Raw genomic sequence first — 24484 nt, forward strand, 5'->3', positions numbered from 1 at the left:
ATTAAATTAAGGGTTACGCGAAACGGTGCGGCGCCTTAGCCCCTCCCCCTTGTGGGGAGGGGTTGGGGAGGGGTCTTTCTCCTTGGCTCCGCCCCGCGGCACGAGCGCACCCCCTCCACTTCCGCAAGCTCCTTCGATCGCAGGACTAGCCGCCCTACTGCCTTGGCATAGGTCGACAGCGACCGAGAGAGAATGGTTCAAGCCCGCGATCCGGCGCATTCTGCTGGCGATCGGTTCCGGCCGATGAAGCCGCCTGGCCTCGTGAGGCGCGCGGTTTCGGCAATTCGAGCAGTTCGCTCGCCATCATTTCAGCAAAGGCAGATCAACAGAGGACATTCCTCGTAAACAAGGGAGATTACCATGAAGATCGTCGTCATCGGCGGCACCGGGCTCATCGGCTCGAAGACCGTGGAGAGATTGCGCAAGAAGGGGCATGACGTTCTGGCGGCTTCGCCGAATTCGGGCGTCGATACGATCAGCGGCAAGGGTGTCGCCGAAGCGCTTGCGGGCGCCGAGGTGGTGATCGACCTCGCCAACTCGCCCTCCTTCGAGGACAAGGCCGTGCTCGAATTCTTCCAGACCTCGGGCCGCAACCTGCTCAAGGCGGGGGCTGCGGCCGGCGTGAAGCATCACATCGCGCTGTCGATCGTCGGCATGGAGCGGCTGCAGGGCAGCGGTTACATGCGCGCCAAGATGGCCCAGGAACAACTGATCAAGGGCTCCGGCATTCCCTACACCATCGTCCACTCCACCCAGTTTCATGAGTTCATGGCCGGCATCGCCCAGTCCAACACGGTCGGCCAGACCGTGCATCTGTCGCCGGCCTATTTGCAGCCGATCGCCTCGGACGATGTCGCAGACGTCATGGCCGACGTAGCGCTCGCCACCCCCGTGAACGGCACGATCGAGATCGGGGGTCCGGAAAAGATCCGCCTGACCGATATCGTCACACGCCTCTTCAAGGCGACGCGCGATCCGCGCCAGGTGACGGCCGATCCGCACGCCCGCTATTTCGGCGTCGAGCTCGACGACACATCGCTCGTCACCGGCGCCAATGCACGGCTCGGCAAGATCCGCTTCGACGACTGGCTGAGCCAGCAGCCGCCCCAGAAAAAGAGCGCCTGATAGCGCTTGTCGCCCATTCCCATCATCCGAGGAGACCAGACATGCCCAGGAAAATGATCTCGGCGGCGGCCTTCGCCTTCGTCCTTGCCGCCGGCACCCCGGTTCACGCCGGAGGCGAAAAAGCCAAAGTAACAGTCGTTTTCGACCAGAAGCTTCCCAATGTTCCCGGCAAGAGCATGAAGGGCGTGCTGGTGGAATATCAGCCCGGCGGCATGTCGCCCGGCCATACCCATCCGAATTCGGCCTTCATCTATGCCACCGTTCTCGAAGGTTCGATCCGCAGCGCGGTGAACGATGGCCCGACAAAGACCTATAAAGCCGGGGAAAGCTTCGCCGAACTTCCCGGCGATCACCACAGCGTCAGCGCAAATGCCAGCGACACCGAGCCGGCAAAACTGCTTGCTGTCTTCGTGCTGGATACGAGCGAGACGGAACTGACGATCGACGACAAATGACGTCATGCCCGATGCCCGGCGCCGCCGGGCATCGGTTGCGTTGCCCGGTCAAACCGCCTGCAGCGCCAGTTCCAGATCGGCGATGAGATCATCCGGATGCTCGATGCCGATCGACAGGCGGATCGTCGATTCCAGCACGCCGATGCGCTCCCTGACATCGGCGGGCACGCCGGAATGCGTCATGGCGGCGGGATGGCTCGCGAGCGACTCCGTGCCGCCGAGGCTGACGGCGAGCTTGAAGACCTGCAGCGCGTTCAGGAATTTGAAGGAGGCCGGCTGGCCGCCGCGTATGTCGAAAGAGAAGGTCGAGCCGGCGCCGGTGCATTGCGCGGCGAAGGTGCGGCCCGAGGGCGAGTCCGGATCGTGATAGGGGAGATAATGGACCGTCTCGACCTTCGGGTGATCGCGCAGGAAATCGGCGACGGCGCGCGCATTGCTGTTCGCCCGCTCCATGCGCAGCTGCAGCGTTTCCAGCGACCGGCCGAGCATCCAGCAGGAATGCGGATCAAGCTGCGTGCCGATCGCGCCGCGCAGCGCCTTGACCTGCCTGATGACGGCCTTGCGCCCGAGGACGGCGCCGGCGATCAGATCGGAATGGCCGCCGACATATTTGGTCAGCGAATAGAGCGAGATATCGGCGCCATGCTCGATCGGCCGCTGGAAGACCGGCCCGAGCAGCGTATTGTCGCAGACGACGACCGGCACATGCCCCTGCCTTGCGCCGATCGCATCGGCCACGCGCCGGATCATCGCGACGTCGACCAGGCTGTTGGTCGGGTTGGCCGGCGTCTCGATCAGGATGACGGAAACGCGGCCCTTGCCGAGCGCCTCATCCGCCGCCTTCTGCACCGATGCCTCGCTGACGCCATCGGCAAAGCCGACCGCGGCGACGCCGAAATTGAGGAAGGTCTTTGCCAGCAGGGTTTCGGTGCCGCCATAAAGCGGCTGCGAATGCAGGATCGCATCCCCCGGCCGGACGAAGGCGAAGAGCGTGGTGGCGATCGCCGCCATGCCTGAGGAAAACAGCGCGCCGCTTTCCGTCCGCTCATAGACGGCGAGCCTGTCTTCGACGATCTCGCTGTTCGGATGATTGAAGCGCGAATAGACGAGGCCGGCGCCCTTGCCCGCCGGCGGCTCGCGCCGGCCCGAGACATAATCGAAGAAGTCGCGGCCATCCTCGGCCGAATTGAAGACGAAGGTGGAGGTCAGGAACACCGGCGGCTTGACTGCCCCTTCCGAAAGCTCGGGATCGTAGCCGTAGTTCAGCATCTGCGTTTCGGGATGCAGCGCATGATTGCCGATATGGGTTTTGGAAGGATGCGGGGCGGTCATGATCGTCTCCTCTGTCGAACCTGCCGAAGGATAGGATACATCAATTCGGGGAGCAGTCACCGAGACTGCTCGATTGAAGAGTGGAGCATGATGTCTTCCGAAAACCATGCTCGGATGCTCAGCTCACCGTTTCGCCCAGAGTATCCGCGACATAAGCGCCGCGCGCGCCCATCGGCAGCGGATGGCCCGTCGTCGTGTCCCGCGCCGTCTGGTGCTCCAGCTCGGCATTCAGCTCCGCGCCGACGATGAGAATGACGACGGATAGCCATATCCAGATGAGGAAGCCGATCAGCGCGCCGAGCGTGCCGTAGGTCGCGTTGTAATTGGCGAAATGCTCGAGATAGAAGGAGAAGCCGAGCGACATGGCGGCCCAGGCGAGCGCGGTCAGCCCCGCGCCCCATGTCATCCACCGGATTCTGGCGGGCTCGCGGCTCGGGCCGAAGCGATAGACCAGGGTCACGGCCACCGCGACGACGAAGAGAAGCAGCGGCCATCTCAGGAGAAGCGCCATGTGCTCCTTGAACTGGTCGAGCCAGAGATAGGAGAGCACGACAGGCATCACGCCGACGAGCGCCACCATGACGACCGCGAAGACCATTGCGCAGAGCGTGAAGCAGAGGCCGATCAGGTTCAGCCGCACCAGGCTGCGCTTCTCCCTCTCCTCATAGGCGACGTTCATCGCATCGAAGATCGCCAGCGTGCCGCTATGCGTGCTCCACAGCGCAATGCCGAGACCGACGAAGAAGGTGATGCCGAGCGCGCTGTCGCGCTTTTCCACAAGCGCCGTGATCTGGTCGGCAAGAAGATCGAAGGCTCCGGGCGGCAGGAGCACGGCAAGCTCCCGAAGATGCTCGGAGATGGTGACGGGATCGGCCACCAGGCCATAGAGCGAGACCAGGGCCGCCAGCGCCGGAAACAGCGCCAGAAGCAGATAGAAGGTCACGCCTGCGGCAATGAGAGTGACCCGGTCGTCGAGGACCTCATGGAAGACGCGCCAGAACACATCGCGAAGGCCGCTCATCGGAATGGCCTCCGGCGTCGCCGCGCTGCGCCCATGATCGTCACCCGACCAGCCGGCCGCAGAGGGCGGGGTGAGAGACCCGCGCTGCCTTGCCTGAACCAGCACGAACGCGCCGACCGCAGCCACGATCATCGCGGCGGCGAGCGGATATCTCTTGAGCTGGAGCCCATCAGCCATTACCCTATCCTCTGATTTGCTTCGGGGATAACGCCGGGTGCGGCTAAAGGATGCAAGCTGTTGCTTTCCTGCGAAAATCCGGGGCGGGGGAGGGGAGTGGCGGCCGCCGATGGCGCGTTTGAGCGAAGATCCCGCGCCAGCTTCGCGACCTACAAGCCACTGATTTTATTAAAACCGATTTCCACTACGGAAGTGAAATGAGACTTTAGTTTCGTTAGTGCGATACTGATGATTTCTCACATGTCCGCCGGGAGCGGCGATTTTGCGGCCCCGGAGACGGCGAATTGACACGCCGAAGACCTGAATTCCGCCTGCCACCATCCAAATCCGGAGCCTGTCAGGCAGCGGCGACCGGCAATCCGCAGCGTAAAGACGCTACATCATATGCCCCATAAATAATAGCGCCAGCGGCAATCGGCAACAATAGCAGCGACCATTATCCCGGGAAAAGATGACTTCACAGTGCCGGCTTCGGACGCCAGCCATCGAAGCATGCGCGATTTCCGCCACGCTCTCTCGGCCACCTCCAATGCGCGTCGCCTCTGCCGCCAATACTCAAGCGGCAGCCTGCGGCTTGGCGACCGATGCGCGAGCTATCCGGCATTGGCCGCCGTAGGCCTCCTGCGTGCCCGGATAACCTGTTCGATTTCGCCGTCGTATCGGTCATCGGGAAACTCGATATTCCAGACGAGACGGCGCAACGGCTCCCGCGCGATGTTTCGATACCCAAGCTCCTCCAAACGAAGCAGAAGCAGCAGATGATCGCTCTCGACGACCAGCCGGGCGTAGGCGACAAGCTGATGCAGCGCCGGACGCATGGCGGCATAGGATTTGAAGCCGAACGACGCGGCGATCGCCTCATCGAGATGCGACGATTTGATGTGTGGATATTGGCTCCGCAGAGCCTTCTTCAGAGCGGCGATATTCGCAGGCGAGAACCTGATGGATGGGTTCAGCATATGACGATCCAAGTCCCTGGCCGAAGTCTGCCGATTACGCTTCGACCCTGGTGAACATGGTCGCCGAGAAACTCCACGCAGCCCTTCAACCCGGCAGCAGGTTCGGATGGGCTTCCAGGCTGGGACATTAACCTGCGGACGCTTTCTGCTCAAGATATGGATCGACTGGGAAGGCAGATTGCCGACGCCAACTGCCCATCACCTCACGGATTAGGATAGTCGCCCAGTCGCCCGTTGTCCGCGGACAACGGAGCAGTCGCTTTCGAGATCCGTTGGATCGTGCCGGGTCATGCCGCTGCCGAGTCAAGGCTCTTGCTTCAGGAAAAGAGCACAATTACCGGCATGCCGGTATGCCGGCAGTTTCGCTTCATGGATCTCGCTGCTCTCGTCTCTCGCACACGCAATCTCCATGTCACTCGATTCCGCAGCTTCGCTCAGAAACAACTGGCGAACTGCGCTCGGGGAACAACCGAGATAAAGTTGCGACTGAGCGACGAGAGCAAGCTGTTCGACCGACTCTGTTGTGTGGACTTCATCGGCAAGGGTGGGACGACGCGTCGATCCGGCATAACCTCGATCGGCAACCATATGACGATCTCTCCGGATGATTTCGTTTGTGGCTCGACCCGGAGGATGAACGGCACGACCCGAGCGCGGATCTATCCGGCGCAATCCATTCGATGCTGCTCGAGCCAAGCTGCATCAGTATCGATTTCGGCACGGTTGCTCCCAACGCCTCTTGGGAGATCCTGCTATTGCTAGAATCGGCCAGGGCGACGCGAATTGAAATCAGCAACTCACGAGCCGAAGCGGATAGGCTCGTTTGATCTTCTCCTGATCGAAGGCCGCATGGCGAGCCTCGCTCGCGCAGCGCCATTGAATTGCGGCACATCCACGGACCGGTCGACAAGCGCATCTTGGTACGTTGTCCGCGGACAACACCGCGCCCGCTACATCTTCTGTACCATATCGACACAGCCTACGGCTTGAATTCGCCGCATTGCGACACTACCTCGTGACGAGCCGAAGCGCTGCCCCTCCTGGCTGCTTTGGCCCGATAGACAGCACTTCTCCTCCCATGCTGTCGGTCACTATCGAAGCCCGGCGCCCTCTCCCCCGCCGGGCTTCTTTCACCTTAACGCCGCACACCCGCATCGCCTTTCGAGGCCCTGATGGCACCTCAGACCGCGGCATCCTCCAACTTCCCTCATCCTGAGGCGCGGAGGCCAAAGGCCGGAGCCTCGAAAGACCCGCCGCAACATCGCTCCTTGCATCCATCAGCACCGGAGCACCCGCCCCGCCCTTCGAGGCCCCTGCCGGGGCACTTCAGGGTGAGGCTCTCGTGAGCACCGCGGCATCCTCCAATGCCGCTGATGCTGAGGTGCGCCGCCGCGGGCAGAGCCTCGAAGGACTCGCCACGACGTCTCCTTGCACCCACCCGGCACAAGGCGCATCCACGCCCTTCGAAGGCCTCTTGAGTGCCGGCGCGATATCCTCCAACACTTCTCATCAGAAGCAACGAACCAAATCAGCAAAAGCAACAGAGGTGACAGATGAATAGACTTGCGCAATGCCATTGCGGGTCACTCCGCGCAAAGACGTCAGGCGATCCGCTCACGGTGAGCATCTGTCACTGCCGCGATTGCCAGCGCCGAACCGGTGCGGTGGCGGGCAGCGGTGCGATCTTCGCGAAGACGGAGGTGACGATCGAAGGAGAGTGGAAGGTGTTCGAGCGTGACGCCGCTCAGGGGCGCAAGGTGCGATTTCATTTCTGCCCAGACTGCGGCACGTCTCTCTACTGGGAAGGCGATTTCAACCCGGACCTCTGCGTCATCGCCGTCGGCGCTTTCGCAGACCCGGCATTTCCGCCGCCCCTGGTTTCCGTCTACGAGGAAACGAGACATGATTGGTTTCAGCTGCCGGATGGGATGAAGCATGCACAACGCGGATTGGTTTCACCAGCGGCCGCGGCCGGTAATGAGTAGCAATCCGGAGACGCGATCGAGCTCCTCGACAAGGGCAGAACGGAAGAAGCGCCCACACCGGCTCATGTCAGCTATGGCCGCCACGCTGCAGAATGGCAAAAGGAACGGTTCAAGCATCACCTTCGCACCTGTACACGGGTAATGCAGCCATTGGCTCACCATTGGCGCCCGCAAGAGGTGGCGGAAGCAAATCTCAATATCACTTCCGCAATGAAAACCGTCCAAACAAAATCAATGTGTTATTTTCCCGCGCCGCAAATCGAGAAGACAGCCGCCCATCGGCTGCTTGACGCTACCGGCGCATTTGACGATACCTTTGCCGAAGAATTGTGACTGGGCCGATGAGCGAACAAGTCCTGACCCTTGCCGAAAGCCTCAAAGACAGGGCGCGCGCTGCGCTGGGTCGGCGCAATCTTGTCCTTGTCGGGCTGATGGGGGTCGGCAAGTCCTCGATCGGCCGACCTGTCGCACGGCAGCTCGGCATTCCCTTCGTCGATACCGATGCCGAGATCGAGCGTGTTTCGTGCATGACGATCACCGAACTCTTTGCCTGTTATGGCGAACTGGAGTTCCGGGCGCTGGAAACGCGCGTCGTCAAGCGTCTCCTCGAGGGCGGCCCGCGTGTCGTTTCGACGGGCGGCGGCGCCTTCATCGATGAGAGCACGCGCCAGCATGTCAAGCGCAGCAGCCTTTCCGTCTGGCTGAAGGCCGATCTCGACCTGCTGTGGGGCCGGGTCAGCAGACATGGCGAACGACCTCTGCTCAAGACCGAAAATCCGAAACAGACCCTCGAGAACCTGATGAATGCGCGCTATCCGATTTACGAGGAAGCCGATCTCACGGTTCTCTCCCGCGACGTGGGCAAGGACATCATGGTCAAGGAAATCCTGACCGCCATCGCCGAGGGAAAGACAGCAGAAGGCAAAATGCCGTAAAGGCATGTCGGCCTGATCGCTCGTTCCCGGCGTGAAAGTGCTGCCCGGCTGAAGGGCTTCTCGCAACCGCGCGGCTGGATATTATCTAACGGTGCCATTGGAAGGACCGCGATGAGCCTATTCGTTTTGCTGATGGGCTTTCCTGGCGTGGGAAAGCTGACGATCGCCAGAGAACTAAGTCCGCTCCTAGCAGCAAAGGTCATTGACAATCATTGGTTCAACAATCCGATACTGCGTCTGCTCGACGACGATGGAACGACGCCTCTTCCGAATGGAATATGGGAATATACCGGAAGAGTTCGGCAGGCTGTTCTGGATGCGATCGTCGCCTATGGCCCTCCCTCGGCGAATTTCATTTTCACGCATGCCGGCGTAGAAGGTGATGAGCGCAGCAATCGCACCTTTCAGCAGATTGCCGGCGCGGCCCAACAGTGCGAGGCGCTGCTGGTGCCCGTGAGATTGCACTGTGACGAAGAGGAGTTGGCGCGCCGCGTTACCACGCCGGCGCGTCGCGAACGATTAAAGTCGATTGACGTGCAGGCTGCCAGGGAGAAAAGCAGACGAGCCCAGGTCCTCGACCCTCAACAGCCATTTACGCTGAATTTGGATGTCACTTCAAAGTCGGCGGAAGCAAGCGCGGCAGCCATTCGCGATCATGTCTTAAGGGTAACAGCCGGCGATCTCGGTTCGCTCCAGGGCAACGTTGTCGTTACCCTGCCATAACCATCCGATCCTCAGCACCTCTCACACCACCAGCATCCCCTGCCGCTCGGCCAGCGTCACCTCCGCGCGCGTCCCGGCGTTGAACTCCAGAAAATCCGCCTCGATGCCGTCGCTGAAGATGACGCCGTGTTCCGGCATTTCGGAGACGATCGTCAGCGGCTGGCCCTCTGAGACCAGACCGGCGACGATGGTGGTGCCGGTGGTGCGGCTCGGGAAGGGTTCGCGTACGAAGTAGCGCAGATAATCCGCATCCCAGGCGAAGGACATGTCGATCTCCCGGTCGGTGGGTTCGAGACCGAGCGCGCTCGCGGCCCCGAGCCAGCCGGAATAGAGGCTCTTCAGCCAGCCGGTCGAGCCCATGCCTGTCGAGACGATGATGCCGCTGGAAGACTGGCGCTCCTCGCGCTCTTCGGCCTGCAGGATATAGCGCGCAGAAACATGGCTTTTCGGGCCGATGAAGAGGTCGTTGACCGCGTGGATGACGGCGCCGGTGTTGAGCGTCGCCTTGGCCATGCTGACATGTTTGATCGGCCGCTTGTTTTTCAGCGCCTCGCCGATCACTCTCGGAAGGCTCTTCGGGTTGAAGGGCAGCAGCAGGCCGTCCCAGCGCTTGGGATCGGGGTTGACGCCGAGGACCGGCTGCCCGTCGAGATATTTCAGCGTGTTGGCGACCAGCCCGTCCTGGCCGAGCACGACGACGACATCGTCGGGGCCGAAAACGAAGCTCGCGAGGTAGCGGCGGTCGAGGCGCTGGACGCGGGCGACGGCGCGCAGGCTCGCCTCCACCTCGGCAATGGCCGTTTCGTATCGCCTCTTCTCGGCGAGGTAATCGCTGAAATCGGCGCCGAGATGTTCGACATAGAACTGCGCCTGCTGCACCGTGTTGTAGCGGGCGATGAGTTCGTCGAGCCGGGTCGGCCTGACGACCAGGATGATCTTGCGTTCGTCAGAGGCCGGCACGGTCCTTGCCCTCCTGCGGCTGCAAGATCTCCCTGAGAAGATCGGGCGAGACGTTCAGCTGGCCGATCTTCGTCGCATTGTCGGCGAGGTCGCGGAAGGCGAGCGCCATGAGCTGGCCCGGCTGCATGCCGACCGAGGCGAGCGCCTGCAGCACTTTCGGATCGGCCTGCTCGAAGGATTTCATCATCGCGGTCATCGCATAGGCCTGGGCGTCGGCCTCGGCCCGCGCATTGGTCGCCGCCAGCGTCACCAGGTCGCGGTTCTGCTCTTCGAGCGCGATCTTGCCGGCCATTTCTTCCCGCCTGATCTGCAGCTGGCGTTCCTGCACGGCGCGTTCGGCCTCCATCTGGGCTTCGCGCACCTGCCGTCTCTTGTTCTCCAGCGTGATCTCGGTGGCGATCTCGTTTTCCTGGATCGTCCGCTCCTGTTCGATCGCCGCGTTGCGGCGGCTGTAGATGGCTTCGTCGGCCTGGCGCAGCAGCGCTTCGCGGGCATGCGCTTCCAGCGCCTTGGCGGTTTCAGCCTTCGGCATGACGGCGAGCAGCGACAGGCCGAGGATTTCGAGGCCGAGCGCCTCGATCGTCGGATGCACCTTGAGCGCCTCGGCCACGCCGGCGACGAGCGCCTCGCCCGAAGCCAGAACCTCCTTCAGCGACAGCGTCTGCACCTCCGCGCGCATCGCCACCTGGACGCGGTCGATCACCCGGGTCGAAAGCTTCTGCGGATCTTCCGAGACATAGTGGCCCCTGCGATCGAGCGTGAAATTCAAAAGTGCCGCCGTGCGGCGCGGCTCGGCGATGCGGTAAGTGATCTGCCCCTGCACCGTCACTTCCTGGAAGTCCGATGTCACCAGAGGAAAGATGAAAGGATCGTTGACGCTGGCGGTCGGCACGAGCACGAGGGAGCTCGAAGGCGAAAAATGCCAGAAGGCAAGACCGGCGCCCTCGCGCATGGCTTTGCCGTTTTGATATTGGATGACGTATTGCGTGGGTTCCGTCTTGATGAAGCGCAGTCCGAACATGTCCGTTTCCCTGTTGCTGGCGCGAGCCCCTCGCTCGTGTCGAAACGGAGAAAACACGACTTAGTGATAAATGTCAACTAACTTAGTTGAATATTTACACTAAGGCGAGTGCGTGTTATCTTCCCACCATGACCACACATGACAACGACGCCTTCAAACCGATCGCGACCGTCGATCTTGCGATCTTCTCGCTGTCGCCGGAAGGGCTCGCCGTGCTTCTCGTCCGGCGAGCGGCCGCGCCCTTTTCCGGCGAATGGGCCTTGCCCGGCGGCTGGATCCACATTGACGAGGATGCGGATCTGGAAGCTGCGGCGCGGCGGGTGCTGAAGGAAAAGACCGGCGTTGAAACACCCTATCTCGAACAGCTGCAAACGACGGGAAGCCGTGATCGGGACCCGAGGGGCTGGAGCATCAGCATCGTCTATATCGCGCTGCTTTCGGCCGATGACGTCGCCAAACGGCAGGACGCGATAGCTGGGGACGCCGAATGGCGGGCGATCGAGGGCGAGGGCGTCGGTTTTTCCATCGCTTTCGACCATGCGCTTCTTCTGAAGGAAGCGCTCGGACGCATCCGGAGCAAGGTCGAATATACGAACCTGCCCGGCCATCTGCTGCCTGTCCGTTTCACATTGAGCGAGCTGCAATCGGTCTATGAGAGCCTTCTCGGCCGCAAGCTCGACAAATCGGCCTTTCGCAAACGCATGGCCGAAGCCGATTTCCTGGAGCCGGTCGAGGGCGAAATGCGCCGGGCGAGCAACCGGCCCGCCCAGATGTTTCGCTTGAAGGACGCCCAATCCCTGGTGCTCTTCGACCGGAGGATCTGAGCCGCTCCCCGCCTTTGCTCCGCTCGTTCCCTTGCTTTTGTCAGCGCCGGCACCGGAACAATGATCTGCCGCCGAGGTTGTGCTTGAGCCAACCACGCAAAGATCTCCAAGGAGGATATCAGGATGCGTATGAAACTCGTAGCAGCTTCGCTTTTCGCCCTCGGCATGGCCACGTCGGCTTTCGCCCAGTCCAATCCGGCTCCGGCCGGCGCCACGATCGATAAGAACGCGGCCGATCAGGGCGGCGGCGCCACGACCGACACCAAGACCAAGAAGCCGATGGCGATGGATACCACCACGACAGGCTCCACGGCCGGCGGCACGATGAAGATGGACAAGACCAAGTGCCCCAACCCGGTCAACAACTCCGACAATCTCCAGACCCAGGGCGGCACGAGCAACGCCACCCCGATGGACGAAGCCTGCGCAGCGCATAATAACTGATTGGCTTGCTCCCTCTTCTCCCCAGCGGGGAGAAGGTGGCCCGAAGGGTCGGATGAGGGGGCCACACGGCAGAACATTTGTTGTTGTTGTGCTGAGTGAAAGCAAGGCAATGAAGGCTGTGCTGTGTGGCCCCCTCATCCGCCTGCCGGCACCTTCTCCCCGCTGGGGAGAAGGGAGTATGCCGCAATGTCTTCGCTCATAACTTAACCCACCTTTCCACAGCTTCGCCTCCCGAACCTCTACGAGGAAGGCAGGCCGGAGGAACTGATCGAGCAGGGCGGCCTCTTCGCCCGCCTGTGGAAACGCCAGACCGGCGGTTTCATTCCCGAAGAGATCGACTGAGCTGAGCCAGGAAGCCATCCCGCTTGACTCAGGGAAAGAGGATTGGTACCGATATGGGTAACCGATAACCCAAAGCGAACCCATGACCGCCTCACTCAACGACATCGCCGCCCGCGCAGGCGTTTCCGTCAAGACCGTGTCCGGCGCCCTGCATGGCGGCTCGGCGCGCATGTCGGAGGAAACCCGGCAGCGGATCAAGGAGATTGCCGAGGAACTCGGTTATGTCACCAATTTCGCGGCCCGCAGCATGCGGCAGGGCTGGATGCCGCTCGTCGGGCTCGTCGCCGACGACCTGATCACGTCGCCATTCGCGACGGAGATCATCAGGGGCCTCGACGGCGCCGTGCGTGCGGCTGACATGGCCGTGTTCGCCATGACGCTCGGCGGCCATCGCAGCGTGGCGTCGATCCTCGATGAGATGCGGCGCTTTCGCCCGCGCGCGATTGCCTATGCCGCCATGTATCACAAGAGCGTCGACCTGCCGCCCGAATTTGCCGACACCGTGGGCGTCATGATCAATTGCCGGGATGCCAACGACCGTGTGACGTCCCTGGTGCCGGATGAAACGGGAGCGGCGGCCGAGATTACGGCCTATCTCATCGAGGCGGGCCGTCGCAATGTCGCCTTCATCAACCTGCCGGGATTGCTCGCCGGGGAACTGCGCGAACTCGGTTTTCGCCAGGCGCTCGATCACGCCGGCATCGATGGGGCAGGGGCCATCGTCTTGCCCGCCGTCAGCAAGGCCATCTACAGCGACCGCGCCCACAGCCTTGTCCCTCAGCATGTGCACGATCTCATGACGGGTCCGCGACGTCCCGATGCCATCTTGTGCGGCAACGATCGCGTGGCGATGGAGGTCTATGCCGCCCTGCGCCGCTCGGGCGCTGTTATTCCCGATGACGTCGCCGTCGCGAGCTTCGACAATCAGGTCGAGATCGCCTCGCGTCTCGATCCGCCGCTGACCACCATGGCGCTTCCGCATCGCGCCATGGGCCGCCAGGCCGCGCACATCCTGCTTGCCGAAGACCGGCCCCCGGTCGGAGTGCAGAAACTGCCGTTCCAGCTGGTGGAGCGGGCATCCGTATAATTTGAGCAGACCCATTCAATTGAGGAGGAATTCTAATGGGTAAACGTTTACTTCTATCTCTGATCCTGTCTTCGGCGCTGACCGCCACATGGGCTGAGGCAGCCGAAAAGACCTCGATCCAGGTCATGCATCAGGGCGATCCCGGTTTTGTCGCCGCCTATGGCAAGGTGGCCGAGCGCTTCGAGGCCGCCAATCCCGATGTCGATATCCAGTTCATCTATGCGCCGCACGATGCCTATAACGAGAAGTTCAGCGCGGCCGTGATGGCCAAGCAACTGCCCGACGTCATGGAACTCGATGCGCCGTTCCTCGCCAACTACGTCTGGTCGGGTTATCTTCAGCCGATCAAGCCGCTGATCGACAAGGATCTCCTCGACGACATGACGGAGTCCAACATCGCTCAGGGCACATACCCGATCGACAAGGATCTCTATGCGATCGGCCTGACGGACTCTTCCGTCGTTCTTTACGGCAACAAGAAATACCTCGAAGCGATCGGCGCCCGCATCCCGAAATCCGTCGACGATGCCTGGACGCGGGAAGAGTTCGAAAGCTATCTCGAAAAGCTTTCGAAGCTCGACGGCGTGAAATGGCCGATCGACACATTCCGCGGCTACGGCATCAAGACCGAATGGATCACCTATGCCTATGGGCCGATCCTGCAATCGGCAGGCTGCGACCTGATCGACCGCAAGGCCTGGAAATCCGAGGGCACGCTCGACAGCGACGCCTGCGTCGATGCTCTCGCCATGATGCAGAAATGGGTCAAGAACGGCTGGGTCGTGCCGCAGTCGGCCGGCACCAACCAGTTCTACGCCGAAGGCAATCCAGCGGCACTGGCACTCGGCGGGCACTGGGTTTATGCCGAGGCCGCAGCGACCATGAAGGACAACATCGTCGTCCTGCCGCTTCCCAAGTTCGGCGCAAAGGGCGCGAGCCCCGACGGCACCTGGATCTGGGCGATCACCAAGACCTCGAAGCATCCCGATATCGCGGCCAAGTTCATCAGCTTCCTGCTGAAGGACAAGGAGTTCCGCGCCTATGTCGCAAGCCAGTCCGGCTATCCCGGCTTGAAGAGCTTCGCCGCCGAATCTCCGCTCTATGCCGATGGCGGCCCGATGGCGATCGCCTTCGAGCAGGCGTCGAAGACAGCCGTCGCGCGTCCGCCGCACCCGGCCTATCCCACGATCACCTCCGCCTTCATGCAGGCCGTCGACGAGGTGTTCAATGGCGGCGATCCCAAGGAGGCGCTCACAACAGCCGCCCAAAAGATCGACGAGGATATCGAGGACAACGACGGATATCCGCCGTTCGGTGATCAGCAATAGCCGCTATCGCTGCCCTGCGAGGTCTTCGCCGGATATCGCAGGGCGGAAGCGGCAGGCTTGGAGAGGAGGATCTGCATGGTCATGCAACAATCGACATCTTCGACGTCGGTCGGAAAGACGCGCCGGCATGACAGGGGACGCCTGATGCAGGAGGCGGCGATGCTCGCGCCGGCCGTGATCCTGTTGACCGTCTTTCTGATCCTGCCGTTCCTCCTGTCCTTCTGGACGGCGATGACCAACCAGCCTCTGGTGCCGCGGCCGACGCCGGTCCGGTTCGTCTGGTTCAACAATTTCATCCGCATCTTCCAGGACGATCTTTTCTGGACCGCGCTCTGGAACGTCTCGCGCTTCACCTTCTGGATCATTCCAGCTCAATGCGGCCTGGCTTTCGCAACGGCCCTGCTGCTGCATCAGAAGCTGCCGTTCCGCAATCTGCTGCGCGGCATGTTCTTCCTGCCGGCGATCACCTCGATGGTCGTGGTCTGCGTCATCTGGGGCACCCTTTTCCAATATCCCACGGGGCCGCTCAACCAGATCCTCGGCTTCATTTCGGGAGGCGCGATCCAGCCGATCGATTGGCTCGGCGATCCCGAATGGGCGATGTTCTCCATCGTCCTGCTCTCGGCCTGGCAGGCCTATGGCTTCCAGATGATCGTCTATCTCGCCGGCCTTCAGGGCATTCCGGACGAACTCTACGATGCCGCCAAGATCGACGGCGCGAATGCTTTCCGGCGCTTCTGGCATGTGACGATGCCGGGCCTTCGGCCGACCCATGTCTTCGTGCTCGTGATCACCACCATCCAGGCGTTCAAGCTCTATACCCAGGTCGCCATCCTCACGCAGGGCGGGCCGAAGAGCAGCACCGAGACGGTGGTGCATTACATGGTCCGCGCCGGCTTCGAGGAGCAGAAGATGGGTTATGCCTCCGCCGTCTCGGTCATCCTGTTCGTGATCGTTCTCATCATCGCGCTGATCCAGCGCCAGCTCCTGAGGCGCTTCGATGTCTGATATCGCTCTCTCGATCCCAGAGAGCCGCGCGGCGCGGCCTCGTTCCGCCGCAAGGGTTCTGCGCACCATCCAGACGGTCTCTATCTTCATCATCGCCCTGGTGATCGTCTCCCCATTGCTGCTCCTCGTCGTGGCGAGCCTCAAGGACGACCGGTTCCAGATCCTGGCCGACATGGGCAGCTTCCGGGCCTTCTGGGTTTCGAACCCGACGCTCTCCAACTATGCGGAGGTCGGCCACCTCTCGGGCGAACTCGCCTTCGGCCGTTACCTCATCAACTCGCTGATCATCCTGGTCACGACTGTCTGCTCCGGCCTGATCGTCAATTCGATGGCCGGCTTCGTCCTGGCCTGGGGCTCGCTCCGGGGCCGGGCGGTCATCCTGTCGGTGGTGATCGCGCTCTATGTGATCCCGCAGGAAAGCATCATCATGCCCCTCGTGATCATGGTTTCCAGGGCGGGAATGTCCGACACCTTCGCGGTGCAGATCGTGCCCTGGGTCGCGAGCCCTCTCTATATCTTCCTGTTCTACCAGTTCTTCACGCAGCTGCCGAAGGAACTGCTGGAAGCCGCCGAGATGGACGGAGCCTCCTTCTTCCGGGCCTATCGCTCCATTTTCCTGCCGCTCAGCCTGCCCGCGCTTGCCACCGTCTCGATCCTGATGGGCATCGAGACCTGGAACCAGTATCTCTGGCCGATCCTGGTCACGCAGACGGATTATGCCCGGCCGATCGCCGTCGCCATCGCGACCTTCTTCGGGCAGGACAGCATATATTGGGATCGTGCGATGGCCGCCTCCGTTTTGATGATGATCCCGATCCTGGGGCTCTACCTCGCATTCCAGCGCTGGTTCGTGAGTTCCTTTATCGGCTCTGCCGTGAAAGGTTGAATTGATGACAAGCCAAGCGATGTCTCCGTCCGACGAAGGCGGGCTGGAGACGATCAGCGCCGTCCTGCCGGCGGGAACCGTGGTCCATGCCTGGATCAAGGCCTCGCATGGCGGCGCGCCGGGAAGGCTGACCGCATATGTCGATGGTGATCCGGCCGGGGCTGTCGAGACGTCAAATCCCGATGAATTCGAGTTTCGGCCGCTGACGCTGGAAAGCGGCGGAGAAGCCGCCTTCTCCTACGATTCCGCGACGACAGACGTCTCGATTCTCTATGCCTTCCGGCAATCCCGCGTTCTCGATGAGGGCATCCGGCTGCTGCATGTCAGGCCTTCCAATGCCGCGCCCGAGACTGCCGGCGGCTATCATTTCCGCCCGCCTTTCGGCTGGATGAACGATCCCAACGGGTTCGGAAGGTTCGGCGGCAGGGCGCACCTGTTCTACCAGCACTATCCCCATAGTCTTCGGTGGAACAACATGCATTGGGGGCATGCCGTCTCGGACGATTATCTCCGCTGGACCCATCTTCCGATCTTTCTTCCGCCTTCGGACGAGCTCGCCGCGCGGGCCGATGGGCGCGGCGGCGCATTTTCCGGCTCGGCGATCCCCCTCGATGGCGCCGGCATTCGCATCTTTTTCACCGAGCATATGAAGGACCGGGAACCGGAGGAGCAGGTTCAGTTCACGGCCACCAGCCGCGACCTCGTCAACGTCGAACCGGCAAGCCTGATCCTGCCGGCGCGGCCCGCGGGGCTCGGCCTGACGACAGACTTCCGCGATCCCTATGTCTTCTTAGGCCCGGACGGAAAATGGAAGATGCTGCTCGGCACGCGGGACCGCGACGGCGGCGTCATCCTGCTTTACGAAACGGACGATCCGGCTGCTGCGGCGGGATGGACCTTCCTCGGCATGCTCCATCGCGAAAACCGCTTCGGCATGACGGCGGCGGAGTGCCCCTGCCTGGTGCCTCTCGATGGTGCCGCGAACGATCCGTCAACGCGCTGGGCCCTGATCTTCGGTCTTCTCACCAGCCGCGACCCGGCAACCGGCCGGCGCAACATGACGATTGCGACCGTCGGGCGCTTCGATGGCCGCAGCTTCTCTGTAGAATTCGAACAGGAGCTGGATTTCGGCACCGACGCCTACGCCTTCCAGGCCTTCGTCGATGGCAGCGGCCCGGTCGGCATCGCATGGCTCGCGAACTGGACCGATGTTTCCAAGGAGATCGACATGGCCACGGCGATGACGCTGCCGCGCCTGATGGCATTGCACGAGGGGGCGCTGATCACGCCGCCGGTCGCCGGCGTGGAAAGCCTGCGGCAGCGCCGGCTGGATGCCGCTGGCCTTCTGGACGGCCGGGCCGTCGATCTCGCCAACGGCGCCGTCGAAATCCTGCTCACCCTCAAGGAGCCGGGCAAGGCGTTCCGCCTGCCGTTCCAACATCCGGAGGCGGCGGTCGAGGTTCTGTTGAACGACGAGGGGCTGAGCATTCCCTTTTCGGCGGCGAATGCCAAGACATCACCTCGCTACATCGCCGCCGGAGCGCGCCCTTCGGCCATCCGGATATTCCTCGATGCAGGCTCGATCGAGGTCTTCGCCGACGATGGCCGCTGGACCGGAACCAAGCGGCTGCCCGGCTTCAGCGGCGTAAGCGCGGTGCGTCTCATCGCGCCCGAGGGGAATGTGCTTTCCGCCGAAATCTGGCAGCTCGGTCTTTGATCTGCCCGGGAGCCCGCTCCGCGGCATCTTCCGATCGATGAAAACGGCGCATTTGTCCGGAACCGTACAGCAACGAATAGAGCGGCTGGAACTTTCCTTCTCATCCGAGGAGAGAAAAATCATGTCCTTGTCTTCAGTACGCCCTGCGACGCACAGCAAAAAACCCTCCGCAATCGAGTCCGAGATCGTCGACCTGACGCCTGCCCTGCGCGCCTTTGCGCGAAGGTTCCTGCGCAACAATGATGACATCGACGATCTCGTGCAGGAGACCTTGCTGAAGGCATTGAACTCGCTTCATCTCTATCATCCCGGCACCTCCCTCAAATCATGGCTCTTCACTATCCTGCGCAACAGCTTCTGCAGCAATTACCGCCGCCAGAAGCGAGAGCCGACCGGTATCGACACGGCGATGGAACAGATCGCCACCGCGCCGACACAGGAATGGGCGCTGAGAGAACGCGAGCTGCAGCGGGCGCTGAAGCTTCTTTCCGAGGACCGGCGCCGGGCGCTCACGCTGGTTGCCGCCGGCACGAGTTACGAGGAGGCCGCCAAAATATGCGGCTGCCGGATCGGCACGCTGAAAAGCCGCGTCAACCGCGCCCGCGAATCCCTGCAGACGCTGCTCGGAAACCAACTCATCGATTGATTCCGCCACCCTTGCTGAAACAGTTCCCGGCATTGTCAGCCCACCTCGGCAAGTTGATCGGATTGGACGATCATGCTCACATCCGGATCATGAAACCGTAGACGAGGATCGTGACATAGAGCAGGAAGGCAACGGCAGAAACCGTCACGATCAGGGTGACGGCGATCTGCAGGCCGTTGAGACGGCTCCGCCGCTGTCCAGCGCTCAAGTGGTTCGCCGATATCGGGCTGTCTTTGCGCTGTTCCATCAGGGGTTCGCTTCCCTCGACAAGGGCGCGGATCGATCGCCTCCCGTACCCGAACTCGACGAAATCGCGGCGCCGAGCGCGATCACAAGCCCGACCGCCACGATGGCTCCGATATAAATCATGAAGGCGCGCCGTTCTGCTGCCTGAGTCATCCCTGCCTCCTTCTTTCGGTCACCGAACCAGGCGACAGGCGGAATGTTCCAGGCGGACCGTGCTTCAGAGGGCCGTGCGTCCTTTCGGAGACACAAAGGAAGCTCCAGCACTTTCGATCCTCACATCGCGCCTGGATTTCCTCAGAGGACCGATGAGCCGCTCATATTCCTCCTCCGCCTTGCCATAGGCGTCGGAAGCGAATTCCTCCAGCCCGGCGCGATCCCTGACGATCACCATGCCACGGAGAGAGCGGATGAAATGCTTGCCTTCGAGCACGTGGAGCGACGTCGTGACGCTCGGGCGCCGGACCGCCAGCATCAGGGCGATGAACTCGTGCGTCAAAGCGAGCCGGTCGCCATCGATCCTGTCGTGGCACATCAGGATCCAGCGGGCGAGCCTCTCATTGATTTCATGGACAGCATTGGAAAGCGCGGTGAAACCGGCCTGTGTCGCCAGCACATGAACGCATTTGTGCAGGAGGCCGGCGAAGACGGGCTGCGTCCTCATCAGATCCAACAGCGCAGCCTGCGGCAGCCGGTAAGCGAAACCCGGCACCTGGACGGTGACTTCGGAGATGCTGATGCCGGCGTCGATCGCCGCAGCGGTCGGCGAAAAACCATCGCGGCCGAACAAGCCCGCCTCGACGCGATTGCCCTCAGGCGAGACGTTGATGACCGAGCCTATTCCCGAGCAGGGAAAATAGGCATATTCGATCGGCGCATCGGCATGGACGATCATGAAGCCGCGCGGGATGGGGCAGGGTTCGAGACGGGGAGCGACAGCCCTGTACACCTCCTCCGGCAAGAGCGCCAGCAGGCGATTTTCCCTGGGTTGTGTCGTAGGTGCCAATGTTCACCCTCCGGCGGGTTACTAAGTTCGCCAAGGCGAACGCGCGGAACGACCTTTGGTTCCCTGCGCTAGCCTCATTGGCCCGAATGCGACACGCCCGCCGGTCTGTACGCTATTGCACAGTGTATTGCTCAACGATTCTAGATGGTTAGGTTCGCCCGCAGCGAGGATCGCATCCTTGATGCGCGGATGGACATGGATAATCAGGAATTGAACTTTCGAAATGAACTTTTGCGCGCCATGGGGCCGCAGGAGCGGGAACTTCTGCTGCCGCATCTGGAGCCCGTCGATCTCGAGGTGCCTTTGATCCTTGAAATGGAGAATAGCCCGGTCAGCGACGTCTATATTCTCGAATCAGGGCTTGCCTCGATCGTGGCGAGATTTCCGGGCGGGCGCGATATCGAAGTGGGCATCGTCGGCCGCGAAGGCATGACGGGTGCCGCGGTTATCCTGGGCGGCAATCAGTCCGCAAACCGGACGTTCATGCAGGTCTCCGGCCATGGCTTCAAATTGCCGGCGGCGGTGCTTTCCGCCGCGATGGAGGAAAGCCGCCCCTTACGCAGCCTGCTTCTTGCCTATGTCCAGGCGCTGCTCGCGCAGACGACGTCGACGGTGCTCGCCAACGGCCACGCCAAGCTCGAGGAGCGGCTGGCGCGATGGCTGCTGATGGTTCACGACCGGACCGACGGCGCGACCATCTGGCTGACCCACGAGTTTCTGGCGGTGATGCTCGGCGTGCGCCGCGCCGGCGTCACGGTCGCGCTGCATCTGCTCGAAGGCAAGGGGCTGATTCGCTCCACGCGGCGGCAGATCGTCATCCTCAACCGGCGGGGATTGATCGAAGAGGCGCATGGATCTTATGGAGCGGCCGAGGAGGAATACCGGCGGCTGATCGGCAAGGATCTCGCGCGCTGAGAACTGACATCGTTACGGCGAGGGACCGCAATGTTTTCATCCGATGGTTTAGGGGCGGGCCGCTTCGCTCGGCGACTGAACGCTATCGGCCGCAACCGGAGAAGACACCTTTTGCGTCAATGCCATAAGGCCGAGCGACAGCAGCTTGTCCTCCTCCGTCACCCCATGGCGATAGAGCCTGATCAGCACCGCCGCGATCTCCTGCATCGCAGGTGAGCACTTCGGCTTGCCGGCCTCACAGCAGATCGCCCCCAAAACGGCCTGGAGACGGTGGAGATCGGCCGAGTCGAGCGTCGTCAGATGAATGGACTGAGAATCGAGCATGGCGTCCTCCCTGGTCCAGGGTTTTTCATCATGCCTCTGAATATGGGACTCGATTGAGGTCAAAACAGCATCGGCGAGCCAACTGTACGAAAGCGAACATCTCAGTGGTAATATGACGGGTCTCGCCCGAACAAGGCAGCGATCATCGCCTCGATATCGGAAGGGCGCCCGCTGAGGACGAAACCGCCGGGGCGCGTTTCGTGCCGCTCGTCATGGGCAAAGATGAAGGGGATTCGCCGCGTCTCCAGCCAGTCGTTCATCCAGAGCATCGCCTCGTCCGATATCGTCACGTCGATGATCACCGCATCGAACATAAGGCCCTTGCTCAGGCACTCCATCGCGCAGGAGACGACGATCGGGCCCGCAAGCAGCGCCTGGCGCGCAACAAATGCGGCCCTGGCATCCTTCGACAGAAAGCCGGCCCCACCGATGATGAGGATCGTCTTGCCGGCCAGCGGGCTGAGCGATTTCATACGAACGATTTCATGGCGGACGCCTGTGATAATTCCGGTTTCACGAGGATCATGCTGTTTAACGGCGGTTCAAACATCGGGCGGTCCGCACCTTCACCATGCCTACCATATTCATGCCTGTCACGCGATGTTCATTGCGTCGTGACTGCCGAACCCGATGCAGCCGCCGTGGTTCCCCTCGGTGCCCGGGATCGAGCAGCCTGACCTGATCCGTACGCTTCCGCACCAGCGGTTGAAATCGAGGACCCGAAGTTTAGGATCGCCTGATATAAAGGGAGGAGGGCCGATGATCCATCATTCGGGAATCACTAAACCGGGACTGCAACCCGATGACGTGGCGATGCTGACGGCGGTCCTTCGGGCATGGTGCCAGGAAAAATCATGCGGGATCGCCAGTCCGCAGGCGCAGCACGTCGCCAGGGAACTCGTATCCTGGTTCGAATGCGGCATTCGCGACAAACACAGGCTCACCGGCCTGATGCGGCACATGCATCTGGATCTGAAAACCCTGCCGGCCGCGGCGAATGCGCCGCCTTTGCCGGCCCCGCAGGCGAAAGCCGTGGCGTGCCACCATGGATAGGAGCCCGCACGGCGCTCCCGTGACGTCCGCCTGCTCCGGTCTCGGTTTCGCGGATCGGCAGATCGTCCTGCGGCAGATCGTCGACGATCTCCGCAATCTCCGCGAAGGCGTCCCGGACGACGCCTTCGATCAATATCAGGCCCTCGATCGTCTCCTTCCCATGATCAGCGCTTCGATCATACCGATATCGAGGGCGGACGACGAATATTGGGAAAATATTCTTATGGAACTTCTGGATCTTCGCGCCGCGATGGTACGTCTTCGAACCGGCGCCGCCGAAACCTCCCATTGATGGACACGCCTGGCCGCGACGGCAGCGGGAACAACGATGATACCGTTGCTGTTTTGAAAGAGAGGAGGTTCTTTTTCCGAGGAACCGAACCACGAGTTATGCCATTCATTCTGCAAGGATGAGGCGACTGATGCCAAAATTTTATTTCAACGTCGTTTCAAATGCCGGCATGGTCATCGATCTCGAGGGTTCGGACCTAGCGACGATCGAGGACGCCAGGCGGGAAGCCGTGCAGGATGCGAGAGCGCTGATGAGCCAGGCGGTGCTTTCGGGAAGAGATATCTCGGCGAGAAAGATCCACATCTGCGACGAGCGGGGAGCCGTGCTCCAGATCGTGGCCTTCACCGATACGATCAGGCGCGCCGACTGATCAGGCGCCGGACCTTGAGGCCGATCAGGCGCTCGTATTCCCGCTCCGGAACGCCGTAGCTGCCGGCGGCGATCTCTTCCAGCCGCTCCCTGTCGAGAATCCGGACATTGGCCCGCGTCGATTTGATCACGCGCAGCCCTTCGATGACGTGCAGCTCGTTCGTGACGCCCGAGCGGCGCACGCCGAGCATCAGCGCCAGAAATTCATGCGTCAGCGGCAGGTCGTTGCCGTCAAGACGGTCATGGCACATCAACAGCCAGCGGGCGAGCCGCTCATGCATGTTGTAGCGCCCGTTGGCGAGCGCCGAATGGGCAAGCTGTATGTCGCAGCAATGGACATAATTGAGGAACAGATCGTTGACGGCCGGAAATTCCAACAGCATCCGCTTGAACGTCCGGATGGGAACCTGAAAGCCTGTTCCCACGACCTGCATGAAGGTCCGGTTGGGCGTCTTGTCCGTCTTCAGGACGACATGCGATCCCGCCATGCCTTCGAACCCGATATGCCCGACTTCGACGGCTTCGTCTTCACCGTTCGACGCCACCATCGATGCCAGGCCACTCTCGATGAAACAGACATGCTCGTTCGGCTCGTCGGCTTCGACGAGCACATGTTTGACCGGCAACGGGATGAGCTCGGCATCAGCGACGATCATGTCGAAGGCATCGGCAGGAAGGGCCTTCAACAGCAGGTTACGAATATCGCGCTGACGCGGTGCTACCATGACCGTCTCCTGCGAGAAGGAACCCGCGCTCACACCGGACAGTCTTCGTGATCACGGCAGTCATCAGCTTATGCTCCAAAACGGTATGCATAGCCATATTTATGAGAGGTTTTGTGCGGTTTTGACAAAACCGGGGAGGAGGGCTGGGAAGGGATCATTGTGGAGATTCAAGGGGATGAGGGGTGAGACACATAATGAAACTCTGTATGCGGCGCCCCCTCATCCGCCTGCCGGCACCTTCTCCCCGCTGGGGAGAAGAGACTCGTGGCAGCGCCACATATCTCTTTCCCGGCTGAAGTCCGAGGAACGGATGAGACCGCGGCATTCTCCCTCTTCTCCCCAGCGGGGAGAAGCGCAACCATTAAGCTGAAGACCTTTGCGGCGGGGGATTTTTTACCCACGGGGTTTGGCGTTTGAGGACTGTGTTGGCGAAGATGATAAGTTTGCGCACACATGCAATGAGGGCCGTTCTGTGGGCTTTACCTTTTTCGACGAGGCGTCTGTAGAGCGCCACCAGCACCTCGTTCCAGCGCTGCGACGCCGGTAAGGCGGCATTGAACAGCGCTCTGCGCACGCGCGCCC

Annotated in this window: 30 protein-coding genes and 1 pseudogene; 18 read left to right on the top strand and 13 right to left on the bottom strand. The window is 61.7% G+C overall.

Going from position 1 to position 24484, the window contains the following annotated elements; genetic code table 11:
- Positions 1-360 precede the first annotated feature (360 nt).
- Entirely contained in the window at positions 361-1125 is a 765-nt protein-coding gene (locus QD408_RS26510) for an SDR family oxidoreductase (RefSeq protein WP_414141349.1), read from the top strand.
- A gap of 41 nt (positions 1126-1166) precedes the next feature.
- Positions 1167-1580: a cupin domain-containing protein gene (locus tag QD408_RS26515; RefSeq protein WP_414141350.1), complete on the top strand. Its 414-nt coding sequence runs from the start codon at positions 1167-1169 to the stop codon at positions 1578-1580.
- 48 nt (positions 1581-1628) lie between these two features.
- Here QD408_RS26515 and QD408_RS26520 read toward each other — a convergent pair whose 3' ends face one another.
- The 4 genes from QD408_RS26520 to QD408_RS26535 all read right to left on the bottom strand — a co-directional run bounded on the left by QD408_RS26520 (position 1629) and on the right by QD408_RS26535 (position 5657).
- Positions 1629-2912 (bottom strand): cystathionine gamma-synthase family protein, encoded by a 1284-nt coding sequence (locus QD408_RS26520; protein WP_414141351.1) that lies wholly within the window; start codon positions 2910-2912, stop codon positions 1629-1631.
- Between the two features lie 118 nt (positions 2913-3030).
- Complete coding sequence (locus tag QD408_RS26525) at positions 3031-4110, bottom strand: YihY/virulence factor BrkB family protein (protein WP_414141352.1); 1080 nt, start codon at positions 4108-4110, stop codon at positions 3031-3033.
- Between the two features lie 593 nt (positions 4111-4703).
- Positions 4704-5069 carry a hypothetical protein gene (locus QD408_RS26530; RefSeq protein WP_414141353.1) on the bottom strand — a complete coding sequence of 122 codons (366 nt, stop codon included), beginning with the start codon at positions 5067-5069 and terminating at the stop codon, positions 4704-4706.
- Between the two features lie 303 nt (positions 5070-5372).
- Positions 5373-5657, bottom strand: coding sequence for a hypothetical protein (locus tag QD408_RS26535; RefSeq protein WP_414141354.1), 285 nt, complete (start codon positions 5655-5657; stop codon positions 5373-5375).
- Between the two features lie 965 nt (positions 5658-6622).
- Here QD408_RS26535 and QD408_RS26540 point away from each other — a divergent pair.
- The 4 genes from QD408_RS26540 (at position 6623) to QD408_RS26555 (ending at position 8712) form a co-directional block, all read left to right on the top strand.
- Positions 6623-7054, top strand: a complete 432-nt coding sequence (locus QD408_RS26540) for a GFA family protein (RefSeq protein ID WP_414141355.1) — start codon at positions 6623-6625, stop codon at positions 7052-7054.
- Between the two features lie 150 nt (positions 7055-7204).
- The gene (locus tag QD408_RS26545) at positions 7205-7387 is read left to right on the top strand and encodes a hypothetical protein (protein ID WP_414141356.1); all 183 of its coding nucleotides are present in this window, start codon (positions 7205-7207) and stop codon (positions 7385-7387) included.
- 8 nt (positions 7388-7395) lie between these two features.
- Entirely contained in the window at positions 7396-7989 is a 594-nt protein-coding gene (locus QD408_RS26550; protein WP_414141357.1) for a shikimate kinase, read from the top strand.
- 111 nt (positions 7990-8100) lie between these two features.
- Positions 8101-8712 (top strand): AAA family ATPase, encoded by a 612-nt coding sequence (locus QD408_RS26555; RefSeq protein WP_414141358.1) that lies wholly within the window; start codon positions 8101-8103, stop codon positions 8710-8712.
- 21 nt (positions 8713-8733) lie between these two features.
- Here QD408_RS26555 and QD408_RS26560 read toward each other — a convergent pair whose 3' ends face one another.
- Entirely contained in the window at positions 8734-9672 is a 939-nt protein-coding gene (locus tag QD408_RS26560; protein ID WP_414141359.1) for a sugar kinase, read from the bottom strand.
- Positions 9659-10693 carry an SPFH domain-containing protein gene (locus QD408_RS26565; protein WP_088681433.1) on the bottom strand — a complete coding sequence of 345 codons (1035 nt, stop codon included), beginning with the start codon at positions 10691-10693 and terminating at the stop codon, positions 9659-9661. The genes QD408_RS26560 and QD408_RS26565 overlap by 14 nt, the downstream gene beginning before the upstream one ends.
- Positions 10694-10821: 128 nt before the next feature.
- Here QD408_RS26565 and QD408_RS26570 point away from each other — a divergent pair, with 128 nt between their 5' ends.
- The 8 genes from QD408_RS26570 to QD408_RS26605 all read left to right on the top strand — a co-directional run bounded on the left by QD408_RS26570 (position 10822) and on the right by QD408_RS26605 (position 18975).
- On the top strand, positions 10822-11517 hold the full coding sequence (locus QD408_RS26570; RefSeq protein WP_414141360.1) for an NUDIX hydrolase: 696 nt from the start codon (positions 10822-10824) through the stop codon (positions 11515-11517).
- A gap of 123 nt (positions 11518-11640) precedes the next feature.
- Positions 11641-11961, top strand: a complete 321-nt coding sequence (locus QD408_RS26575; protein ID WP_414141361.1) for a hypothetical protein — start codon at positions 11641-11643, stop codon at positions 11959-11961.
- A gap of 424 nt (positions 11962-12385) precedes the next feature.
- Positions 12386-13390, top strand: a complete 1005-nt coding sequence (locus QD408_RS26580) for a LacI family DNA-binding transcriptional regulator (protein WP_414141362.1) — start codon at positions 12386-12388, stop codon at positions 13388-13390.
- Positions 13391-13425: 35 nt separating this feature from the next.
- Positions 13426-14718 carry an ABC transporter substrate-binding protein gene (locus QD408_RS26585; protein ID WP_414141363.1) on the top strand — a complete coding sequence of 431 codons (1293 nt, stop codon included), beginning with the start codon at positions 13426-13428 and terminating at the stop codon, positions 14716-14718.
- A 75-nt stretch (positions 14719-14793) separates the two neighbouring features.
- The gene (locus QD408_RS26590) at positions 14794-15726 is read left to right on the top strand and encodes a carbohydrate ABC transporter permease (protein ID WP_414141364.1); all 933 of its coding nucleotides are present in this window, start codon (positions 14794-14796) and stop codon (positions 15724-15726) included.
- Positions 15719-16612 carry a carbohydrate ABC transporter permease gene (locus tag QD408_RS26595; protein ID WP_414141365.1) on the top strand — a complete coding sequence of 298 codons (894 nt, stop codon included), beginning with the start codon at positions 15719-15721 and terminating at the stop codon, positions 16610-16612. The genes QD408_RS26590 and QD408_RS26595 overlap by 8 nt, the downstream gene beginning before the upstream one ends.
- Positions 16613-16616: 4 nt before the next feature.
- The gene (locus tag QD408_RS26600) at positions 16617-18329 is read left to right on the top strand and encodes a glycoside hydrolase family 32 protein (protein WP_414141366.1); all 1713 of its coding nucleotides are present in this window, start codon (positions 16617-16619) and stop codon (positions 18327-18329) included.
- 118 nt (positions 18330-18447) lie between these two features.
- Positions 18448-18975, top strand: coding sequence for a sigma-70 family RNA polymerase sigma factor (locus tag QD408_RS26605; protein WP_088681580.1), 528 nt, complete (start codon positions 18448-18450; stop codon positions 18973-18975).
- Positions 18976-19051: 76 nt separating this feature from the next.
- Here the strand turns inward: QD408_RS26605 and QD408_RS26610 are convergent, their stop codons facing one another.
- From QD408_RS26610 to QD408_RS26620, 3 genes are all read right to left on the bottom strand, one after another.
- On the bottom strand, positions 19052-19222 hold the full coding sequence (locus tag QD408_RS26610; protein ID WP_414141367.1) for a hypothetical protein: 171 nt from the start codon (positions 19220-19222) through the stop codon (positions 19052-19054).
- Complete coding sequence (locus QD408_RS26615; protein ID WP_190237404.1) at positions 19222-19374, bottom strand: hypothetical protein; 153 nt, start codon at positions 19372-19374, stop codon at positions 19222-19224. Before QD408_RS26615 ends, QD408_RS26610 begins: the two co-directional genes overlap by 1 nt.
- A gap of 64 nt (positions 19375-19438) precedes the next feature.
- Positions 19439-20224: a Crp/Fnr family transcriptional regulator gene (locus QD408_RS26620; protein ID WP_414141368.1), complete on the bottom strand. Its 786-nt coding sequence runs from the start codon at positions 20222-20224 to the stop codon at positions 19439-19441.
- A 195-nt stretch (positions 20225-20419) separates the two neighbouring features.
- On the opposite strand from QD408_RS26620, the gene QD408_RS26625 reads away from it, so the two are divergent.
- The gene (locus QD408_RS26625; protein WP_414141374.1) at positions 20420-21139 is read left to right on the top strand and encodes a Crp/Fnr family transcriptional regulator; all 720 of its coding nucleotides are present in this window, start codon (positions 20420-20422) and stop codon (positions 21137-21139) included.
- A 48-nt stretch (positions 21140-21187) separates the two neighbouring features.
- On the opposite strand, the gene QD408_RS26630 is transcribed toward QD408_RS26625, so the two are convergent.
- Both QD408_RS26630 and QD408_RS26635 read right to left on the bottom strand, forming a co-directional pair.
- Positions 21188-21463 (bottom strand): hypothetical protein, encoded by a 276-nt coding sequence (locus QD408_RS26630; RefSeq protein WP_414141369.1) that lies wholly within the window; start codon positions 21461-21463, stop codon positions 21188-21190.
- A gap of 101 nt (positions 21464-21564) precedes the next feature.
- Positions 21565-21936, bottom strand: coding sequence for a hypothetical protein (locus QD408_RS26635; RefSeq protein ID WP_414141370.1), 372 nt, complete (start codon positions 21934-21936; stop codon positions 21565-21567).
- A gap of 286 nt (positions 21937-22222) precedes the next feature.
- Here QD408_RS26635 and QD408_RS26640 point away from each other — a divergent pair, with 286 nt between their 5' ends.
- From QD408_RS26640 to QD408_RS26650, 3 genes are all read left to right on the top strand, one after another.
- The gene (locus tag QD408_RS26640; RefSeq protein WP_088681443.1) at positions 22223-22516 is read left to right on the top strand and encodes a hypothetical protein; all 294 of its coding nucleotides are present in this window, start codon (positions 22223-22225) and stop codon (positions 22514-22516) included.
- Complete coding sequence (locus QD408_RS26645; protein ID WP_414141371.1) at positions 22509-22808, top strand: hypothetical protein; 300 nt, start codon at positions 22509-22511, stop codon at positions 22806-22808. The genes QD408_RS26640 and QD408_RS26645 overlap by 8 nt, the downstream gene beginning before the upstream one ends.
- Before the next feature lie 130 nt (positions 22809-22938).
- On the top strand, positions 22939-23178 hold the full coding sequence (locus tag QD408_RS26650) for a DUF6894 family protein (RefSeq protein WP_414141372.1): 240 nt from the start codon (positions 22939-22941) through the stop codon (positions 23176-23178).
- Here QD408_RS26650 and QD408_RS26655 read toward each other — a convergent pair.
- A complete protein-coding gene (locus QD408_RS26655) occupies positions 23162-23902 on the bottom strand; it encodes a Crp/Fnr family transcriptional regulator (protein ID WP_414141373.1) in 741 nt (246 codons plus the stop codon). The genes QD408_RS26650 and QD408_RS26655 overlap by 17 nt on opposite strands.
- Before the next feature lie 361 nt (positions 23903-24263).
- A pseudogene (locus QD408_RS26660) lies at positions 24264-24484 on the bottom strand (IS110 family transposase); the annotation flags it as partial.

The organism is Rhizobium sp. BR 249 (assembly GCF_047445895.1).
Taxonomy (GTDB): Bacteria; Pseudomonadota; Alphaproteobacteria; order Rhizobiales; family Rhizobiaceae; genus Rhizobium.

What these genes read in the sequence shown, in the direction of transcription:
- QD408_RS26520 (WP_414141351.1), bottom strand. Translation starts at nt 2,912, where the DNA reads ATGACCGCCCCGCATCCTTCCAAAACCCATATCGGCAATCATGCGCTG.
- QD408_RS26540 (WP_414141355.1), top strand. Translation starts at nt 6,623, where the DNA reads ATGAATAGACTTGCGCAATGCCATTGCGGGTCACTCCGCGCAAAGACG.
- QD408_RS26625 (WP_414141374.1), top strand. Translation starts at nt 20,420, where the DNA reads ATGGATAATCAGGAATTGAACTTTCGAAATGAACTTTTGCGCGCCATG.
- QD408_RS26590 (WP_414141364.1), top strand. Translation starts at nt 14,794, where the DNA reads ATGGTCATGCAACAATCGACATCTTCGACGTCGGTCGGAAAGACGCGC.
- QD408_RS26525 (WP_414141352.1), bottom strand. Translation starts at nt 4,110, where the DNA reads ATGGCTGATGGGCTCCAGCTCAAGAGATATCCGCTCGCCGCCGCGATG.
- QD408_RS26645 (WP_414141371.1), top strand. Translation starts at nt 22,509, where the DNA reads ATGGATAGGAGCCCGCACGGCGCTCCCGTGACGTCCGCCTGCTCCGGT.
- QD408_RS26640 (WP_088681443.1), top strand. Translation starts at nt 22,223, where the DNA reads ATGATCCATCATTCGGGAATCACTAAACCGGGACTGCAACCCGATGAC.
- QD408_RS26570 (WP_414141360.1), top strand. Translation starts at nt 10,822, where the DNA reads ATGACCACACATGACAACGACGCCTTCAAACCGATCGCGACCGTCGAT.
- QD408_RS26595 (WP_414141365.1), top strand. Translation starts at nt 15,719, where the DNA reads ATGTCTGATATCGCTCTCTCGATCCCAGAGAGCCGCGCGGCGCGGCCT.
- QD408_RS26650 (WP_414141372.1), top strand. Translation starts at nt 22,939, where the DNA reads ATGCCAAAATTTTATTTCAACGTCGTTTCAAATGCCGGCATGGTCATC.
- QD408_RS26600 (WP_414141366.1), top strand. Translation starts at nt 16,617, where the DNA reads ATGACAAGCCAAGCGATGTCTCCGTCCGACGAAGGCGGGCTGGAGACG.
- QD408_RS26655 (WP_414141373.1), bottom strand. Translation starts at nt 23,902, where the DNA reads ATGGTAGCACCGCGTCAGCGCGATATTCGTAACCTGCTGTTGAAGGCC.
- QD408_RS26565 (WP_088681433.1), bottom strand. Translation starts at nt 10,693, where the DNA reads ATGTTCGGACTGCGCTTCATCAAGACGGAACCCACGCAATACGTCATC.
- QD408_RS26580 (WP_414141362.1), top strand. Translation starts at nt 12,386, where the DNA reads ATGACCGCCTCACTCAACGACATCGCCGCCCGCGCAGGCGTTTCCGTC.
- QD408_RS26585 (WP_414141363.1), top strand. Translation starts at nt 13,426, where the DNA reads ATGGGTAAACGTTTACTTCTATCTCTGATCCTGTCTTCGGCGCTGACC.
- QD408_RS26610 (WP_414141367.1), bottom strand. Translation starts at nt 19,222, where the DNA reads ATGGAACAGCGCAAAGACAGCCCGATATCGGCGAACCACTTGAGCGCT.
- QD408_RS26555 (WP_414141358.1), top strand. Translation starts at nt 8,101, where the DNA reads ATGAGCCTATTCGTTTTGCTGATGGGCTTTCCTGGCGTGGGAAAGCTG.
- QD408_RS26535 (WP_414141354.1), bottom strand. Translation starts at nt 5,657, where the DNA reads ATGGTTGCCGATCGAGGTTATGCCGGATCGACGCGTCGTCCCACCCTT.
- QD408_RS26550 (WP_414141357.1), top strand. Translation starts at nt 7,396, where the DNA reads ATGAGCGAACAAGTCCTGACCCTTGCCGAAAGCCTCAAAGACAGGGCG.
- QD408_RS26630 (WP_414141369.1), bottom strand. Translation starts at nt 21,463, where the DNA reads ATGCTCGATTCTCAGTCCATTCATCTGACGACGCTCGACTCGGCCGAT.
- QD408_RS26515 (WP_414141350.1), top strand. Translation starts at nt 1,167, where the DNA reads ATGCCCAGGAAAATGATCTCGGCGGCGGCCTTCGCCTTCGTCCTTGCC.
- QD408_RS26530 (WP_414141353.1), bottom strand. Translation starts at nt 5,069, where the DNA reads ATGCTGAACCCATCCATCAGGTTCTCGCCTGCGAATATCGCCGCTCTG.
- QD408_RS26635 (WP_414141370.1), bottom strand. Translation starts at nt 21,936, where the DNA reads ATGAAATCGCTCAGCCCGCTGGCCGGCAAGACGATCCTCATCATCGGT.
- QD408_RS26575 (WP_414141361.1), top strand. Translation starts at nt 11,641, where the DNA reads ATGCGTATGAAACTCGTAGCAGCTTCGCTTTTCGCCCTCGGCATGGCC.
- QD408_RS26615 (WP_190237404.1), bottom strand. Translation starts at nt 19,374, where the DNA reads ATGACTCAGGCAGCAGAACGGCGCGCCTTCATGATTTATATCGGAGCC.
- QD408_RS26510 (WP_414141349.1), top strand. Translation starts at nt 361, where the DNA reads ATGAAGATCGTCGTCATCGGCGGCACCGGGCTCATCGGCTCGAAGACC.